Raw genomic sequence first — 16907 nt, forward strand, 5'->3', positions numbered from 1 at the left:
AGACCCAAAAGGGCGACGTCCGGAGCAGGCGCAGCGCGGCTCGCATTCGCTGATCCCCGGACAGACTGAAAAGGCGACGTCCGGAGCAGGCGCAGCGCGGCTCGCGTCGCTGATCCCCGGACAGACCGAAAAGGCGACGTCCGGAGCAGGCGCAGCGCGGCTCGCGTCGGCGTGGACCGAACCGCGGCTCGGGCCCCCGCGGACCGGACCGTCGCTCACGCCGGGGCGAACCGTACCTTCGTCGTGCCCGGGTCCGCCGCCGTGAGGCGTACGCGCAGGTGTTCGCCGAGGGGCAGCCTCGAACGGCCGCCCGTGATGCGGGCCAAGACGGCCGGGGACTCCAACTGCACCGTTCCGACGGTGGGGTCGTGGTCCTGTACGTCGACCACGCAGGCCTCGAAGAGTTCGCCGACCCGGTCCTTGAGCAGTGCGGCCTCGACGATGTCGACGCACTCGCGCTCGACGGTGCCCGCGCGCCGGCTGCCCTCGGCCATCTCCTTGGGAAGGGCGTCGAGGCCGGTGAGGACCCACTCGGGGGGTTCTCGGCCCGCGGCGGCGGCGAGGCAGATCTCCGCGGCGTAGCGGTCGCCGAGGCGGCGCAGTGGGGCTGTGCAGTGGGCGTACGGCGCGGCGACGGCCGCGTGGGAGGTGACGTCGGGGAGCAGGCCGTCGCGGAAGGCCGTGTAGCCCGCGCCGCGCAGCAGCGTCGTGCACTCCTGGAGGAAGGCCGCGTGGCGCGGCCGGTGCGGGTCGAGGGAGCGGATGAGCTGGGCGTAGGAGACGTGGTGCGGCCAGTCGATGCGCAGGGCCTTGGCGGTACGGCGCAGCCGGCCGACCGCGCCGTCGGGGGCGGCCGGGAGCGTGCGCAGGACGCCTGTGCCGTGGGCGAGCATCAGGTCGGCCGCGGCCATGCCGGTGAGCAGGGAGATCTGGGCGTTCCAGCCCTCGGCGGGGAGGGGGGCGCGGTAGGAGAGTGAGCAGGTCCCGTCCCGCTCGACGATCTCCTGTTCGGGGACGTTGAGCGAGATGCCGCCGCGTTCCACCTCCAGGCGCTCGCGCAGCACGCCGATGTCCTTGAGGAGGGCGAGGGGTTCCTCGGCCGTCCCCGCGTCGATGCGTCGCTGGACGTGCGCGTAGTCGAGCTTGGCCCGGCTCCGTACGAGGGCACGGCGTACGTCGGTCGACTCGGCGCGGCCCTCCGGGTCGAGGTCCAGCGTCCACAGGACGGCCGGGCAGGTCTGGTCGGGGAGAAGGCTGGCGGTGCCCTCGGAGAGCTGGGGCGGGTGGAGGGGGACCTTCTCGTCGGGGAAGTAGAGCGTGGTCACGCGGCGGTGTGCCTCGGCGTCGAGCGGGCCGCCGGGTGTCACGAAGGCGGCGACGTCGGCGATCGCGTACCGCACGCGGTACCCGCCCCGTTCGCGCCGCGTGAGGTGCATCGCCTGGTCGAGGTCGGTGGACGCCGGCGGGTCGACGGTGAAGAAGGGGATGTCCGTGGCGTCGTGGGAGGGCAGCAGGGGTGGCCGGCCCGCCTCCTCCAGGGCGTCGGGCGGGAAGCTCCCGGGTACGCCGAGCTCGGTGCGCAGGGCGCGCAGGGCGGCCCCCAGGGGAGCCTCCGGTGCGCAGACGGCGCGCATGTGGCGGCGGGGCATGGGTCGAGCGTAGGTCGCCCGCGCGCGGCGGGCACCCCGGGCCGCACCCCTTAGGCTGGCGCGCGGGCCATACCCGCCGTTAGGAGAACACCACCGTGCTCGTGCTGCTGCCGCCCTCCGAGGGGAAGGCCCCCTCGGGCCGGGGAACCGCTCTGAAACTGGAGTCGCTGTCCCTGCCCGGCCTCACCGAGGCACGTCGGGCGGTCCTCGACGAGCTGGCCGAGCTGTGCGCCGGTGACGAGGAGAAGGCCCGCGAGGTGCTCGGGCTGAGCGAGGGGCTGCGCGGCGAGATCGCCAAGAACACGGAGCTGCGCACCACCGGCGCGCGGCCCGCCGGGGAGATCTACACGGGGGTCCTGTACGACTCGCTGGACCTCGCTTCGCTGGACACGGCCGCCAAGCGGCGCGCCGGCCGTTCACTGCTGGTGTTCTCGGGGTTGTGGGGCGCGGTCCGGGTGACGGACCGGATCCCGTCGTACCGCTGCTCGATGGGTGTGAAGCTGCCCGGCCTCGGGGCGCTCGGCGCGCACTGGCGGGCCCCGATGGCCGCGGCGCTGCCGGAGGCGGCCGGGGACGGGCTGGTGCTCGATCTGCGGTCCTCGGCGTACACGGCGGCGTGGAAGCCGAAGGGCGAGGTCGCCGGGCGCACGGCGACGGTGCGGGTACTGCACTCGCAGTGGGTGGACGGGGTCGAGAAGCGGTCGGTCGTCAGCCACTTCAACAAGGCGACGAAGGGCCGGATCGTGCGGAGTCTGCTGAGTGCCGGGGCGGCGCCCAAGGGCCCGGCCCAGCTGCTGGAGGCGCTGCGGGATCTCGGGTACGTGGTGGAGGCGAAGCCGCCGGCCGGTGCGGGCCGGCCGTGGGCGCTCGACGTGGTGGTGACCGAGATCCACTAGTCCCCCGGGGACTTCCGGGTTCGTCGCCCGGGTCGCACTCCCTCGCATTGCAGCATGCGCAACGGTCTTTGCGCATGCTGCACACCCCGGGCAGGATGACGAGCATGACCTCGTCACCGCCCTCACCTTCGCCTGCCCCCGTACCCGGTCCCGTGTCCGCCTCCGTGCTGGATCTCGCGCCCGTCATGCCCGTCGTCGTGGTCACGGACGCCGCCGACGCGGTGCCGCTGGCGCGGGCGCTGGTCGCGGGCGGACTGCCCGCGATCGAGGTGACGCTGCGGACCCCGGCCGCGCTCGACGCCATCCGGGCGATCGCCGCCGAGGTGCCGGACGCGGTGGTCGGCGCCGGCACCGTCATCACGCCCGCCCAGGTGGCGGACACGGTGGCCGCCGGAGCGCGCTTCCTGGTCAGTCCCGGCTGGACGGACGGGTTGCTCGACGCCATGAAGGCGTCCGGGGTGCCGTTCCTGCCGGGGGTGTCCACGGCCTCGGAGGTCGTGGCGCTGCTGGAGAGGGGGGTGCGGGAGATGAAGTTCTTCCCCGCGCAGGCGGCGGGCGGGACGGCGTATCTCAGGTCGTTGGCCGGCCCGCTGCCGCAGGCGCGGTTCTGCCCGACGGGCGGCATCACGCCGGACTGCGCCGCGGAGTACCTCGCGCTGCCCAACGTCGGGTGCGTGGGCGGCACCTGGATGCTTCCCGGCGACGCGATCGCCGCGAAGGACTGGCGCCGGATCGAAGCGCTGGCCAGGAACGCGGCGACGCTGTACGCCCGTTGAGGCGCGGTACGGGGATCAGTTCACCCTGATGACGACCTTCCCGAAGGCCGCGCCGCTCTCGTAGTACCGGAACGCCTCGCGCACGTCGTCGGTGCCGAAGCCGAAGACCCGGTCGACGACGGGACGCGTGCCGTGCAGCGCCAACGCCCGGTTCATGGACTCGAAGTGGGCCCGGCTGCCGACGAACACCCGGCGGATGGTCGCCAGGCTCGACGCGTACGCCGCGTGGGAGATCTCGATGCCGGGCCTGCGCGGGTTCCCGGTGATCAGGAGCACGATCTGCCCGTACAGCGCGGCGGCGCGCACCGACTGCTCGACGGTGTCGGGGCCGTTGGTCTCGACGACGAGGTCGGCGCCGCGCCCGCCGGTCAGCTCCCGCACCACGGAACCCCATGCGGGATGCCGTGCGTAGTCGACGACGTGGTCCGCGCCGAGCCCCTTGAGCCGGTCGGCCTTGGCGGCGCTCGACGTCGTCGCGACGACCTGGGCGCCCAGCATCTTGGCGAACTGCACGGCGAAGAGGGACAGCGCGCCGGTGCCGAGCGTGAGCACGGTCTGGCCGGGGGCGAGCGGCTCGCCGCCGGTGAGGGAGTGCCACGCGGTGACCCCGGCACAGGGCAGACAGGCCGCCTCCTCCCAGGTCAGATGGTCCGGGACGCGTACGGCCGCCTCCTGGTCCAGACGGGCGTACTCGGTGAGCATGCCGTCGAGGGTGGCACCCGGCTGGTCGAGGAGGGCCGGGGTGATCCGTCCGTCGAGCCAGTTCGGGAAGTACGTCCCCGCCACCCGGTCGCCGACCGCGAACCGGGTCACCTCCCCGCCCACCGCGACGACCTCTCCGGCCCCGTCGCTGACCGGGACGACGTCCGGTACGGCCCGCAGCGGATAGGTCCCCTTCATGATCAGCAGATCGCGCTTGTTGAGGGAGACCGCCCGCACGCGGACGAGGATCTCCCGGGGACCGGGCTCGGGGCGGGCCGTCTCGCGCGGGACGACGCCGTCGACGGTGCCGAGTGTCTCGAGGTGGTACGTACGCATGTCGCCCCCTGCGGTGTGTGCTCCGTGTGCACGGCTCCGTGTGCACTCCTTGGATGCGTCCATGCTGTTCGGACGGGGGCCGCGCCTCAATTCCCTGCGGGGTATGACGGATCGCGCCGAGTCGCGGCCGGACCGCGTCCGGAACCGGCGCCGACCCGATGACGTCCCGCCGCCGTCCCCGACGACGTCCCGCTGCCCGCCCGATGACGTACAACTGGTCCATGGTCACCGGCATCGCGAGCGAACCTCCCCCCTTCGCACGGGAGTTGCTGCGCTGGCGCACCGCTCGCCGGGTCAGTCAGCTGGAGCTCGCCTCGCGGGCGGGGACGACACAGCGGTACGTCAGCTTCATCGAGCGTGGGCGTTCGGTGCCCGGCAGGGAGATCGTGATCAGGCTCGCCGCGTCGCTGGGCCTGACACTGCGGGAGCGCAACTCGCTGCTGCTGGCCGCCGGTTACGCGCCGGCGTTCGCGGAGTCGCCGCTCGACGCGGTCGCGCTGCGGCCCGTGCGGGAGGCATTGGACAGCATCCTGGAGGGGCACCTGCCGTATCCGGCGGTGGTGGCGGGGCCCCGGGGTGAACTCGTCGCGGCGAACGCGGCGTTCGAGGTGCTCACGGAGGGAGCCGCCGCAGAGCTGCTCGCCCCGCCGGTGAACGTGCCGCGGCTCGCCCTGCATCCGCGCGGCATGGGGTCGCGGGTGGTGAACCTGGACGCGTGGGGACAGCACATCGTGGAGAACCTCCGGGCCCGCGCCGTGCGCAGCCCCGACCCGCTGCTCGACGCGCTGGTCGAGGAACTGGCGCATTACGTGCCGGCGGGCGAGCCCGGCGCGGACTACCTCGGCTTCGCCGTCCCGCTGCGACTGCGCTGCGCGGAGGGCGAGTTGAGGCTGCTCACCACACTGACGTCGTTCGCGACCGCCGTCGACGTGACGCTCGCCGAGCTCCACCTGGAGGCGTTCCTGCCGGCGGACCCGGGGACCGCGGAGATCCTCCGGACGCGGGACGCCCGGCGAGCCGGGACCGGCGGTCCGCTCAGCGCAGGTGGGAGGTGTCGTTGAAGAGGCGCAGGCTGGCGTTGCCGTCCGCGTAGTACGCCACCGCCGACAGGGAGGCCGCGGACAGCTCCATGCGGAACAGCGACTCCGACGGGGCGCCGATCGCGAGCCGTACGAACGTCTTGATCGGGGTGACGTGGGTGACGAGCAGGACCGTGCGGCCCGCGTAGGAGGCGACCAGCTTGTCGCGGGTGGCGGCGATGCGGCGGGCGGTGGCCTCGAAGCTCTCGCCGCCGCCGGTGGGTTCGGCCTTCGGCGAGGCGAGCCAGGCGTTCAGGTCGTCGGGGTGGCGCTCGCGGACCTCGGCGAACGTCAGCCCCTCCCAGGCGCCGAAGTCCGTCTCCCGCAGGCCGTCCTCGATGGTCACGTCGAGCCCGAGACGGGCGGCGACGGCTTCCGCGGTCTGCCGGGTCCGGGTGAGCGGAGAGGACACGACCGCCTGGATCGTGCCGCGCGCGGCGAGCGCCGTGGCGGCCCGCTCGGCCTGTTCCCGGCCGACGTCCGACAGTGCGGGGTCGGTGCCACCGCTGCCGGAGAACCGCTTCTGCGGGGTCAGCGGGGTCTCGCCGTGCCGCAGCAGGACGAAGGTCGCGGGCGCGCCCATGTCGGGGGCCGCGCCCCAGCCGACGGCCGGGGCGGGGGTGGCCACGTTCCGCGCGGCCCGTACGTCGTTCTCGGACTTCGCGGCTTCGCCGCCGAGGGTCGGGTCGGTGGACGGAGTTGTCGGACCGCGGGCCGGTGGGGGCTGGTCGCGCGGTTCCCCGCGCCCCTTGTGGGGCGCCTCCGAGCCCGGCGGTCTCAAGGCCGCGCGGGCCTTCGCGGCGCCCGCCGCCGCGTCCCCCGGCGGGCCCGACGGCTCCGGCGTCGCGGACCTCGCGTCCAGCTCCGCCGTCGACCGCGACGGCGACCACCGCTCGCCCCGCTTCCCCGCGTCCATGGCCTCGTTGGCCAGTCGGTCGGCGTGCTTGTTCCGTTCGCGCGGGATCCACTCGTAGCTGACCTGCGCGGGCGGCAGGATCCGGGCCGCCTCGGCGGCCAGCGGCTTCATGTCCGGGTGCTTGATCTTCCATCGGCCGGACATCTGCTCGACGACGAGCTTGGAGTCCATCCGGACCCGGACCGTGGCGGTCGGGTCCAGCTCACGGGCGGCCTTCAGTCCGGCCACCAGGCCCCGGTACTCGGCGACGTTGTTGGTGGCGAAGCCGATGTACTCGGCGGCCTCCGTCAGCGTCTCCCCCGTGGCCGCGTCGATGACCACGGACCCGTACCCCGCGGGGCCCGGGTTGCCCCGGGAACCGCCGTCCGCCTCGACGATGAACTCCCGCGCGCCCATGGCCCCTACAGGCCGGACTCGGACGTGCGCACCAGGATCCGGCGGCAGTTCTCGCAGCGCAGCACGGTGTCCGGGGAGGCCGCCTTGACGTCGTTGACCTCGGTGATGTTGAGCTCCAGGCGGCAGCCCTCGCAGCGGCGCTGGTAGAGCCGGGCCGCGCCGACGCCGCCCTGCTGCTCGCGCAGCTTGTCGTAGAGCTTGAGGAGGTCGGCCGGGACCGAACCGGCGACGACGCCGCGCTCCTTGGTCACCGTGGCCGTCTCGGTGTCGAGGGACTCGAAGGCCGCGTCCCGTCGCCCGGTGGCGTCGTCGATCTTCGTCTGGACGGAGGAGACCCGCTCGGTCAGTTCGGCGACCCGCTCCTGCGCGGACTCGCGGCGCTCCATGACCTCCAGGACGACGTCCTCCAGGTCGCCCTGCCGCTTGGCGAGGGAGGTGATCTCGCGCTGCAGGTTCTCCAGGTCCTTGGGGGAGGTCACGGCACCCGAGTCCAGGCGCTGCTGGTCGCGGGTGGCGCGCTGGCGCACCTGGTCGACGTCCTGCTCCGCCTTGGTCTGCTCGCGGGCGCAGTCGCTCTCCTCGGTCTGCGCGGCGACGAGCAGGTCGCGCAGTTGCGTGAGGTCCTTGTTCAGCGACTCGATCTCGGCGTGCTCGGGCAGCGACCTCCGCTTGTGCGCGAGCTGCTGCAGGCGTGCGTCGAGGGTCTGGACGTCGAGGAGTCGGATCTGGTCGGCGGGCGCGGCGTTCAGTTGGGGGCTCCAGATGTGTCGGTGTTCGAGGCCGCGTGGGCGGTCCAGGGGTCGGTGACCGTCTTCGAGACGTGGACCCGCAGGTCCCATCCGTGGCGGTCGGAGATCTCGTCGAGCTGGGTGGCGGCCAGCTCGCACCAGGGCCACTCGGTGGCCCAGTGCGCCGCGTCGAGCAGCGCGAGAGGACTGGGGGTGCGGACCGCCGTGAACTCCGACGCCGGGTGGTGGCGGAGGTCCGCGGTGAGGAAGGCGTCGACGCTCGCGGCACGCACGTCGTCGAAGAGGCTGTCACCGGAGCCGCCGCTGACCGCGACGGTCCTTACGAGCGCGTCGGGGTCGCCGGCGACCCGGATGCCCTGCGCGGTGGCCGGCAGCCGTCCGGCGGCGCGCGCGGCGAACTCGCGGACGGTCACCGGGTGGTCCAGTTCACAGACGCGGCCCAGGCCACGGCGCCCTTCGGGGTCGCTCGGGTCCGGCACGAGGGGGCGTACGACACGGAGGTCGAGCGCGCCGGCCAGGGCGTCCGAGACACCGGGGTCGGCCCGGTCGGCGTTGGTGTGCGCGACGTGCAGCGCGATGTCGTTCTTGATGAGGGTGTGCACGACCCGGCCCTTGAAGGTGCCGGCCTCGACCGTCGTCGTCCCGCGCAGATAGAGCGGGTGGTGGGTGACCAGCAGGTCGGCGCCCAGCTTCACCGCCTCGTCGACGACGTCCTGGACCGGGTCGACCGCGAACAGGACCCGCGTGACCTCCTGGTCGGGGTCGCCGCAGACGGTGCCGACCGCGTCCCATCCCTCGGCCCTCTCGGGCGGCCAGAGGGTGTCGAGCGCGGCGATGACTTCAGACAGACGGGGCACGGGGAAAGGCTACCTGCCTCACGTCCGTGACCCACCGGTCGCGGGTGCGCTCGACCGGGCGGGCGGGACGCCCCCGGGCGCGGATACCGCCGTCGTCCCGGCCCCACGCGCTCCGCCGCGCCCTGCTCAGCACACCCGCCCCCGTTCCCTCAGGCGAATCGCGGCACGGCCACCCTTATGTGTGAAGCGGCCGGGCGTCGGTCCCGCGTCTGTGCGTACGAAAACTAGCTTCGTCGCCGGAGGTGACCGAACGATGACGGCCTGTGCGACCGAGCCCGCGGCGGACCACGCGAACCAGAACACGGTGAACACGGAGAACGCAGCACACGAGAACGGGCGGGCCAGCCGCCCCGGATGCGTGATCACCGCGGACGGAACCTACGCGGCGCGCCTCGCGCTCGACGGCGAGTGCTGGTTCCCGGAGCGCTGGACGCTGGACGGCCACGAGCCGTACGCCGTGCCGCTGCCGTCCCACCAGCCGGAGGAGCCCGGCACCGAGGTGCTGCCGATGACCGACGGGCGGGTGCTGATCCACCGGGTGACGGCCGGACGGCACGCGTTCTCGCTGCTGTATCCGACCGGGCCCGGCACCGGGGAGCTGCCGCTCGGCGCGGTGGAGTGCCCGGAGGAGGGCTTCCGGCTGTGGCTGCTGCCGCCCGCGCCCGACGGGGAACACGCGTACGCCCTCGCGGTGGGACGGGCATCCACGGCGGTCTGGCTGGTGGCGGGCGGCGCCTTCGGTCCCGAACACCTCGCCGAGATCCCGGGCCGTTGTTCGGGCGGGGTGTGGCTGGACGGCACGGGACGCATGCTGGCGCTGGACCGTTTCCAGGGCGGCCGGACCAAGACCGTGGTCGTCGACCTGGAGCGCGGCGGCGAGGTGTCACCGCTGCTGCAGATCGCCGAGGACAGCAACGACCGGCTGCTGCTCGCGGACGCCGACAGCGGGCTGTTGCTCATCCGTTCGGACGCGCCCTCGCCGGGGCACGCCCGGCTGGGCTGGGGGGTGCTGGGGAGCACGCTGCCGGTCCGCTTCCCGGAGTGCCTGCGCGCCTCGGACTGCGCGGTGACGCCGTTCGCGATCCAGCCGGGGCAGGTGCTCACGCCGGAGCGCTGCGCGGTGGCCCTGCGGATCGACGGGCCGGGCGGCACCTGGGTGGGGATGTGGCGGCCCGTCGAGCGCCAGGTCCACCATCTTCCGGCGCCCGAGGGGTGGTTGGCGGGGGCGGGTCTGTTGACCGGGGAGGGCGAACTCCGACTGCCGTACGCCACGAGGGCGGTGCCGTGCGGGGTGGCGCGGCTGGCGGCGCCACCCGTTCCGGTGGACGCGGAATGCGCACGCCCGCCGGAACGGGTGGCCGCGCGCCCGGTCCCGCTGCAACAGGCACCCCTGACCGGCCGGGCGGCTCCGCCGGCCCGGCCGGTGGGACAGGACGGCGCCGGTCCCGCCGCTCCGGCCGTTCCCTGCCTTCCGTTCGTCTCCGCCGTTCCGATCGTTCCGATCGCTCCCGCCTTTCCGGTCGCCCGCGCCGGGCGGGGGGCCGGGGACAGGACGCCCGGTGGATGGGAACGGGTGGAACTGGCCGGCGCGCGTCCCGGTCACCTGCCGACGACCCGGTCATGACCGCCGGTTAGAATCCCCCGGCTACAAAGAAGGATCTTGTTGACGGGGTGAACACCAGATGAGCGACATCAGCACCATGGAACCGCCGGTCACCGACGCCCAGGACGCCGCGGCGCAGGCCGCGGGCCACGGCAGGCACCGGGGGCCGGTCTCCGGCCAGGACGACGAGGCGATGCCGCACGGCCGGCACCGCAAGCCGTCCGGTCAGCCGGACAGGTCGGCCTGACAGCACGTCGGACCTACGACACGGCCCCGCTCACCTCGGGTGAGCGGGGCCGTGTCGTTCCCGTCATCGTGTCGTTCCCGTCATCGTGTCGTTCCCGTCATCGTGTCCTCACCGTCGTCGTCCGGTCCCGTGTCCTGTCCCCGTTCCCGGAGCGGCTCGTTCGCGTTCCCGGGGCTCCCGGTCACGGCCGGCCCGCCCTGTCCCGCCGGCCGGGCGCTACCCGCGCTTGAGCCCCAGGACCTCGGCCGCCGCGAACGTCTCGCCACGCGGGCGCCCGGCGTAGTGCGGGCTGAGCAGGGCGTCGAGTTCGTCGTAGGTGAAGGCGTCCTGCTTGGTGTCGAACTTGGCGGCCACCCGGGGCCGTTCGACGACCGCCACCATGCCGCCGTGCACGACGAGCAGCTGCCCGTTGACGTGCGCGGCGGCGGGCGAGGCCAAGTAGCCGACGAGCGGGGCGACATGCTCGGGGGCGAGCGGGTCCAGCCCCTCCCCCGGCTCCGCACCGGCCTGTGGAGCCGGGAAGCCCGCGAACACGTCCTCGGTCATACGGGTCCGGGCCCGCGGGCAGATGACGTTCGCCGTCACCCCGTACCTGGCCAGCGCCAGCGCGGTCGACGTGGTCAGGCCGACGATCCCGCCCTTGGCCGCCGCGTAGTTGGGCTGTCCCGCCGAACCCGCGAGGAACGCCTCCGACGAGGTGTTGACGATCCGCCCGTACACCGGCCCGCCCACGGCCTTGGACCGCGCCCGCCAGTGCGCGGACGCGAAGTGCGTCATGTTGAAGTGGCCCTTGAGATGGACCCGGATGACCGAGTCCCACTCCTCCTCCGACATCGAGAAGACCATCCGGTCGCGCAGGATGCCCGCGTTGTTGACCAGGATGTCCAGTCTGCCGAACCCGGCGACCGCCGACTCGACCAGCCCGCGGGCCTGTTCGTGGTCGGCGACGTCGCCGGTGTGGGCGAGGGCACGGCCGCCCGCGGCACGGATCTCGGCGGCGACCTCCTCGGCGGGCGCGGCCGAGGCCGCGCCCGAACCGTCCCGCCCGGGACGTCCGTAGTCGTTGACGACGACGGACGCGCCCAGGCCGGCGAGCTCCAGCGCCTCGGCCCGGCCGAGGCCGCGCCCCGCGCCGGTGACGATCGCGGTCAGCCCCTCGAGTGGCAGTGACATCAGGGTCCTCAGCGGTGGTCGGGGTCGGATTCGGGGTCAGATCTCGATGCAGGTGCGCAGGGCGGTGCCCGTCCGCATCTGGTCCAGTGCCTCGTTGATCCCGGACAGCGGCACCCGGTGGGTGATCAGTCCCTCCAGGTCGATACGGCCCGCACGCCACAGGGCGATGGTCCGCTCGTAGGAGCGCAGGACGTCGCCGCCGCCGTACATGGAGGGCAGGATGCGCTTCTCGTCGAAGAACAGCTCGAACATGTTGAGCTGGAGGTAGTCGTCCATGGCGCCCGCGCCGACGACGACGAGGGTGCCGCCGCGCCGGGTGGTCTCGTAGGCGGTGCGGGCGGTGGCCGACCTGCCGACGACCTCGAAGACGTAGTCGAAGCCCTCGCCCGCGGTCACCGACTGCTTGGCGTCGGCGAGTCCGTCCGGGGCGACCGCCCTCGTCGCGCCGAACCTCAGCGCGGCCTCGCGACGGGAGGCGACCGGGTCGACGGCGACGATCTCGGCGGCGCCCTTGAGGCGCGCGCCCTGGATGGCGGAGATGCCGACCCCGCCGCAGCCGATCACCGCGACCGACGAACCGGCCTCCACGTCGGCGGTGTTGAGGGCGGCGCCGAGCCCGGTCGTGACGCCGCAGCCGATGAGGGCCGCGATGTCGAAGGGCACGTCGTCGGGGATGGGCACGGCGCAGCCCGCGTCCACCACGACCTCCTCCGCGAAGGTGCCGGTCCCGGCGAAGCCGAAGACATCCTGGCCGGAGCGCCTGAAGTTGGGGGTTCCCGCGTTCATGAACCCGGCCAGGCACAGCTCGGTCTGGCCGCGCTTGCAGGCGGGACAGGCACCGCAGGCCGGCAGCCAGCAGACGACGACCCGGTCGCCGGGCTTGAGACCGGTGACTCCCTCGCCCACCTCGGTGACCTCTCCGGCGCCCTCGTGACCGGGCACGAACGGTGCGGGCTGCGGCAGTACGCCGCTCATCGCGGACAGGTCCGAGTGGCACAGTCCGGTGGCCCGCACCCGGATCCTGACCCGGCCGGGCCCGAAGCCCACGGCCTCGACGTCGTCGACGACGTCGAGTTTGTCCTGGCCTGTCTCGTGCTGTACGGCTGCGCGCATGGTGCGGCTCCTCTCAACGGTGGGCTGGGCTCACGCGTGCTCGACGACGGTGTCGGCCAGCACCGGCGCGTCGTCCCGGTCGGCCGCGGTCACCGACACCCGGATCCCGCCGTCCCGGGCAGGCCCGCGCCACATGCGGATGCGCAGGGTCTCGCCGGGGAACACGACACCGGCGAAGCGGGTGGTGTACGAGCGGACGCGGGACACGTCCCCGTCGAGCAGCGTGTCGACGACCGCCTTGAGCGTCACGCCGTACGTGCACAGTCCGTGCAGGATCGGCCGGTCGAAGCCGGCCAGCTTGGCGAACTCCGGGTCGGCGTGCAGCGGGTTCCAGTCGCCGGAGAGCCGGTAGAGCAGCGCCTGGTCCTCGCGGACCGGGCGTTCGACGGTCCGGTCCGGCGGCCCGTCCGGTGCGTCGAGGCGGGTGGAGGGGCCGCGGTCGCCGCCCCAGCCGCCCTCTCCCCGTACGAAGATCTGGGCGTCGTTCGTCCACAGCGGCCCCTCGGCGTCCGCGACCTCGGTGCGCATGACCAGGATCGCGGCCTTGCCCTTGTCGTAGACGGCGGCGATCCGCCCGGTGGCCGTCGCCCTGCCCTCGGCCGGTATCGGGCGGTGCAGTGCGACGCGCTGCCCGCCGTGCAGGACGCGGGTGAGGTCGACGTCGACCCCGGGCATGGACAGACCGCCGATCACACCGGGGGAGCCGGCGCCCGCGACGGTGGCGAAGCTCGGCAGGACGTGCAGCCTGGACTCGAGGGTGTAGCGCAGCTCGTCGGCGTCCGTGGCGGGGGTCCGCTTGTCCGGGTTCGCGCCCGCTCCGAGGCCGAGGTGGTAGAGCTGGACGTCCTTCCGGTCCCAGGTGATCTCACCGATACGGGGTTCGGCGGCGAGGGCCTTTGCGGCGTCGATGGGCATGGGGCTCCTGATCACTAGCGCGAAAGACCTCGATGCGGCCGTCCGCACCGTCGGCCGCACCGAGGTCGACACGGGGCCTCGGAACCCGCCTGTTCTAGAACGCGTTCCAGTACGGCGACCCCCTGTATAGCCCAGCGCCCCCGAGTTGTGAAGGCTGCTGACGTCATGTCAGATCCGGGCTCGCGGCACCGGCCGGAACACGAGCCGTGAGGCGAGACGAGGCACCGGACGCGACACCGGCCGACGGCGGCCGTGACATTTGTCCCGGCCGACTGCCCACAAGTGCCTCTGCCGGGCCCGCCGTCCCGGCTCGTAACGTCGTCCTCATGACATGGACGACGGGGACGACCGGAACGACGGAGACGGAAGCGGCGGTGTCCTTCACGGGGGCCGTCAAGGCGTTCGGCGCGGTGCGCGCCGTGGACGGGGTGGATCTGGAGATCGCCCGCGGCGAGACCGTGGCGCTGCTGGGCCGCAACGGGGCGGGCAAGTCGACCACGATCTCCCTCCTGCTCGGGCTGAACGAGCCCGACGAGGGGTCGGTCGCGCTCTTCGGCGGGCCCCCGGAGCGGGCGGTGCGCGCCGGGCGGATCGGTGCCATGCTCCAGGAGGCGCGGCCGGTGCCCCGCGTGACCGTCCGCGAGCTGGTCTCCTTCGTGGCGGGCCGCTATCCGGCGCCGTTGCCGGTGGACGAGGCGCTGCGGCTGGCGGGGATCGCGGAGCTGGCGGGACGGCGCGCCGACCGGCTCTCCGGCGGCCAGGCGCAGCGGGTGCGGTTCGCGGTGGCGCTCGCCGGGAACCCCGCGCTGATCGTGCTCGACGAGCCGACCGCCGCGCTGGACGTGGAGGCGCGGCAGGCGTTCTGGGCGTCGATGCGGGCGTACGCGCGGCGCGGGCACACCGTCCTGTTCTCCACGCACTATCTGGACGAGGCCGACGCGCACGCGGACCGGATCCTCGTCATCGACCGGGGGCGGATCGTCGCGGACGGCACCGGTGAGCAGCTCAAGCGGTCGGTCGGCGGCAACCTGGTCTCCTTCGAACTGGCCGGAGAGAGCACGCGGGGGCTGACCCTGCTGCCCGGTGTGGTGTCGGTGGAGGTGCGCGGGGACCGGGCGCGCCTGCGGACGGACGACTCGGACGCGACGGTGGTCGCGCTGGCCCAACGGGGCTCGATCCGTGGCCTGGAGGTCACCGCGGCGTCCTTGGACGACGCGTTCCTGGCCCTCACCTCACCTGCTCTGGAGGCGGTGTGATGCTGGACTACCTGCGGCTGGAGGTGCGCCGCACGCTGCGCGACACCGGCTTCGTGATCGGTGGCGTCGCGATGCCCGTGATGATGTACCTGCTCTTCACCAACCTCGGTGGCGGAGGCGACGACGGCGGCTGGAAGACCGGTTCGATGATCGGGATGGCCGCGTACGGGGCGGTGGGCTCGGCCCTGAACACCGGCGGCGGGGTCGCCGAGGACCGGGTGACCGGCTGGCTGCGGCAGCTGCGGGTGACGCCGATGACGCCGCGCGAGGTGGTGCTGGGGCGGGCGCTGACCGGCTCGGTGACCGTGCTGCCGGCGATCGCCGCGGTGCTGGCCGCGGGCGGTCTGGTCAACGGCGTGCGTCTGGCGGCCTGGCAGTGGGCGGCGGTCGCGGTGCTGCTCTGGCTCGGCTCCGTGCCGTTCACGCTGCTCGGCCTGGGCAACGGCTACCGGCTGACCGCGCAGACCACCGGCGTCGCGAACATGGCGTGCAACCTGGGGCTCTCGGTGGTGGGCGGTCTGTGGTTCCCGGTCACGCTGTTCCCCGACTGGCTGCGGTCGGTGTCCGTGTACACGCCGGCCAACCGCTTCGCGGAGCTCGGCCTGTCCGTCACCGACGGCCGCGCTCCGGCGCTCGGCGCGGTCGCGGTGCTGGTGGCCTGGCTGCTGGCCTTCGGTTCGTACGCTGTGGTGTCGTACCGCAGGGCGGCGCGGACCGCCTGAAGGGCGGCGGGCCGTCCGTACCGCGACGGTCCGCCCGGGCGGCGACGGTCCGCGGACGGCGGCGGCCCGCCCGGACGGCGGCGCGGCGGCAGCAGCAGCAGCGGGGAAAGGTCCCAACTGGAGCGGGGAACGGGGAGCACGGACATGTCGTGGACGCACAGCTCGTGGATGCGCGGAGTCGTCTGCCGGGTCAAGGCGTGGCAGGAGTCGCGGCGGCGGTGGAAGGCGGACATGGTGAGGTTCAAGGCGGCGCGGCGCACCGCGCGCGGGAACGGGCAGGCGCTGCCCGAGAACCCGGGGCCGCCGCCGACCGGGTTCGCCCTGCTGCCCTGGCTGCTGCTGGGTATGGGGGCCTTCTCCAACCTGTTCCAGGGCAGGACCGCGAACCCCTGGATCGGCGCCGCCGGCCTGTTCATCTTCAACTCCCTTTACATCAACGTCGCGTTCCGTGCCTTCGTGAAGGAGAAGCGCGAGGCCCTGTCCACGCGCCTGGCGCTCGCCGCGATGGGCGTGCTGACCTGCGGTCTCGCCATCGGCTACGGCGGCAACTGGCTGCTGTTCTTCCCGCTGCTCGGTCTCGCGACGGGGGCGACCCTGCGCGGCCCCTGGCTCGGCAGGACGGGTATCGGTCTGGCCGCGCTGGCGGGTGCTGTCTCCGGCGTCCGGGAGGGCTGGGACGCGATCAACATCGCGTACGGCACCTTCCTTTCCACGATGGTCACGGCGGCGATCCTGTCCCTCGCCGAGGCGGTACGGGAGCTGCGGGCCGCCCGTGAGGAGCTGGCCCGGCGCGCCGTGGAGAAGGAGCGGCTGCGTTTCTCCCGCGACCTGCACGACCTGCTCGGCCACACGCTCTCCGTGATCGTGGTGAAGTCGGAGGCGGCCCGCCGGCTGGCGCCCCGCGATCTGGAGGCGGCCCTGGTGCAGGTCACGGACATCGAGTCGGTCGGCCGCCAGGCCCTCACGGAGATCCGCGAGGCGGTCACCGGCTACCGCGAGGGCAGCCTCGCCACCGAGCTGGACCGGGCCCGCTCGGCGCTGTCCGCGGTGGGCGTCGACCCGGTCGTACGGCAGTCGGGGCCGCCCCTCGTGCCGCGGTCCGAGGCCCTGCTGGGCTGGGTGCTGCGCGAGGCGGTCACCAACGTCGTCCGGCACAGCGGCGCGACCCGCTGCGAGATCAGCGTCGCCGGTACGCGGGACCGGGTCCGTCTGGAGATCGCGGACGACGGGGACGGCACGCTCTCCCCGTCACCCGTGCCGGGCATCGGCGGAACCGGTCTGAAGGGCCTGACCGAACGCCTGGCGGCGGCCGGCGGGTCCCTGCGGGCCGGCCCGTCCCCGCGCGGCGGCTTCACGGTCACCGCCGAACTGCCCGTGGAGGGCGAGCTTCCCGTGGACGGTGAACTCCCCGCGGATCCGGTGGAGTTGCCGCTGTCCAAGGTACCCAGGGCGCGGTGACCACGCATCCCACCTCGTCCGTCCAGGACATGGCGCTGCCGCAGGCCTACGCTGGGCCCGTGGA

At 73.6% G+C, this 16907-nt stretch carries 16 protein-coding genes; 8 read left to right on the forward strand and 8 right to left on the reverse strand.

Annotation, left to right across the window (positions count from 1 at the left end):
* Window positions 1-215 precede the first annotated feature (215 nt).
* Window positions 216-1649, reverse strand: coding sequence for an RNB domain-containing ribonuclease (locus OHB41_RS15960; protein ID WP_266698849.1), 1434 nt, complete (start codon window positions 1647-1649; stop codon window positions 216-218).
* 95 nt (window positions 1650-1744) lie between these two features.
* On the opposite strand from OHB41_RS15960, the gene yaaA reads away from it, so the two are divergent.
* Window positions 1745-2545: a peroxide stress protein YaaA gene (yaaA, locus tag OHB41_RS15965; RefSeq protein ID WP_266698851.1), complete on the forward strand. Its 801-nt coding sequence runs from the start codon at window positions 1745-1747 to the stop codon at window positions 2543-2545.
* Between the two features lie 104 nt (window positions 2546-2649).
* Window positions 2650-3321: a bifunctional 4-hydroxy-2-oxoglutarate aldolase/2-dehydro-3-deoxy-phosphogluconate aldolase gene (locus OHB41_RS15970; RefSeq protein ID WP_266698852.1), complete on the forward strand. Its 672-nt coding sequence runs from the start codon at window positions 2650-2652 to the stop codon at window positions 3319-3321.
* Between the two features lie 15 nt (window positions 3322-3336).
* On the opposite strand, the gene OHB41_RS15975 is transcribed toward OHB41_RS15970, so the two are convergent.
* A complete protein-coding gene (locus tag OHB41_RS15975) occupies window positions 3337-4359 on the reverse strand; it encodes a zinc-dependent alcohol dehydrogenase family protein (protein WP_266698854.1) in 1023 nt (340 codons plus the stop codon).
* 221 nt (window positions 4360-4580) lie between these two features.
* On the opposite strand from OHB41_RS15975, the gene OHB41_RS15980 reads away from it, so the two are divergent.
* Window positions 4581-5420, forward strand: a complete 840-nt coding sequence (locus OHB41_RS15980; RefSeq protein WP_266698855.1) for a helix-turn-helix domain-containing protein — start codon at window positions 4581-4583, stop codon at window positions 5418-5420.
* On the opposite strand, the gene OHB41_RS15985 is transcribed toward OHB41_RS15980, so the two are convergent.
* The 3 genes from OHB41_RS15985 to OHB41_RS15995 are packed head-to-tail and all read right to left on the reverse strand — an operon-like array spanning window position 5395 to window position 8356.
* Entirely contained in the window at window positions 5395-6750 is a 1356-nt protein-coding gene (locus OHB41_RS15985; RefSeq protein WP_266698856.1) for a bifunctional RNase H/acid phosphatase, read from the reverse strand. The two genes, OHB41_RS15980 and OHB41_RS15985, sit on opposite strands and share 26 nt — an antisense overlap.
* A gap of 5 nt (window positions 6751-6755) precedes the next feature.
* Window positions 6756-7499, reverse strand: a complete 744-nt coding sequence (locus tag OHB41_RS15990) for a zinc ribbon domain-containing protein (RefSeq protein ID WP_266705890.1) — start codon at window positions 7497-7499, stop codon at window positions 6756-6758.
* A complete protein-coding gene (locus OHB41_RS15995) occupies window positions 7496-8356 on the reverse strand; it encodes a Nif3-like dinuclear metal center hexameric protein (protein WP_266698857.1) in 861 nt (286 codons plus the stop codon). The genes OHB41_RS15990 and OHB41_RS15995 overlap by 4 nt, the downstream gene beginning before the upstream one ends.
* 253 nt (window positions 8357-8609) lie before the next feature.
* On the opposite strand from OHB41_RS15995, the gene OHB41_RS16000 reads away from it, so the two are divergent.
* Both OHB41_RS16000 and OHB41_RS16005 read left to right on the forward strand, forming a co-directional pair.
* Window positions 8610-9980 (forward strand): hypothetical protein, encoded by a 1371-nt coding sequence (locus OHB41_RS16000; RefSeq protein ID WP_266698859.1) that lies wholly within the window; start codon window positions 8610-8612, stop codon window positions 9978-9980.
* Window positions 9981-10038: 58 nt separating this feature from the next.
* Window positions 10039-10206, forward strand: a complete 168-nt coding sequence (locus OHB41_RS16005; protein ID WP_266698861.1) for a hypothetical protein — start codon at window positions 10039-10041, stop codon at window positions 10204-10206.
* A 216-nt stretch (window positions 10207-10422) separates the two neighbouring features.
* On the opposite strand, the gene OHB41_RS16010 is transcribed toward OHB41_RS16005, so the two are convergent.
* From OHB41_RS16010 to chsH3, 3 genes are read right to left on the reverse strand one after another with little or no spacing between them, the layout of a single operon-like run.
* Window positions 10423-11379, reverse strand: coding sequence for a 3-oxoacyl-ACP reductase (locus OHB41_RS16010; protein WP_266698862.1), 957 nt, complete (start codon window positions 11377-11379; stop codon window positions 10423-10425).
* A gap of 36 nt (window positions 11380-11415) precedes the next feature.
* A complete protein-coding gene (locus tag OHB41_RS16015; RefSeq protein ID WP_266698863.1) occupies window positions 11416-12492 on the reverse strand; it encodes a Zn-dependent alcohol dehydrogenase in 1077 nt (358 codons plus the stop codon).
* A 30-nt stretch (window positions 12493-12522) separates the two neighbouring features.
* Window positions 12523-13407 carry an enoyl-CoA hydratase ChsH3 gene (gene chsH3, locus OHB41_RS16020; protein ID WP_266698864.1) on the reverse strand — a complete coding sequence of 295 codons (885 nt, stop codon included), beginning with the start codon at window positions 13405-13407 and terminating at the stop codon, window positions 12523-12525.
* 326 nt (window positions 13408-13733) lie between these two features.
* On the opposite strand from chsH3, the gene OHB41_RS16025 reads away from it, so the two are divergent.
* The 3 genes from OHB41_RS16025 (at window position 13734) to OHB41_RS16035 (ending at window position 16843) form a co-directional block, all read left to right on the forward strand.
* Window positions 13734-14663: an ABC transporter ATP-binding protein gene (locus OHB41_RS16025; RefSeq protein ID WP_266698866.1), complete on the forward strand. Its 930-nt coding sequence runs from the start codon at window positions 13734-13736 to the stop codon at window positions 14661-14663.
* Window positions 14663-15385 carry an ABC transporter permease gene (locus OHB41_RS16030; RefSeq protein ID WP_266698868.1) on the forward strand — a complete coding sequence of 241 codons (723 nt, stop codon included), beginning with the start codon at window positions 14663-14665 and terminating at the stop codon, window positions 15383-15385. Before OHB41_RS16025 ends, OHB41_RS16030 begins: the two co-directional genes overlap by 1 nt.
* A gap of 144 nt (window positions 15386-15529) precedes the next feature.
* Window positions 15530-16843, forward strand: a complete 1314-nt coding sequence (locus OHB41_RS16035; protein ID WP_266698870.1) for a sensor histidine kinase — start codon at window positions 15530-15532, stop codon at window positions 16841-16843.
* Window positions 16844-16907 lie beyond the last annotated feature (64 nt).

Origin of the sequence: Streptomyces sp. NBC_01571, from assembly GCF_026339875.1 — a bacterium.
Classification (GTDB): domain Bacteria; phylum Actinomycetota; class Actinomycetes; order Streptomycetales; family Streptomycetaceae; genus Streptomyces.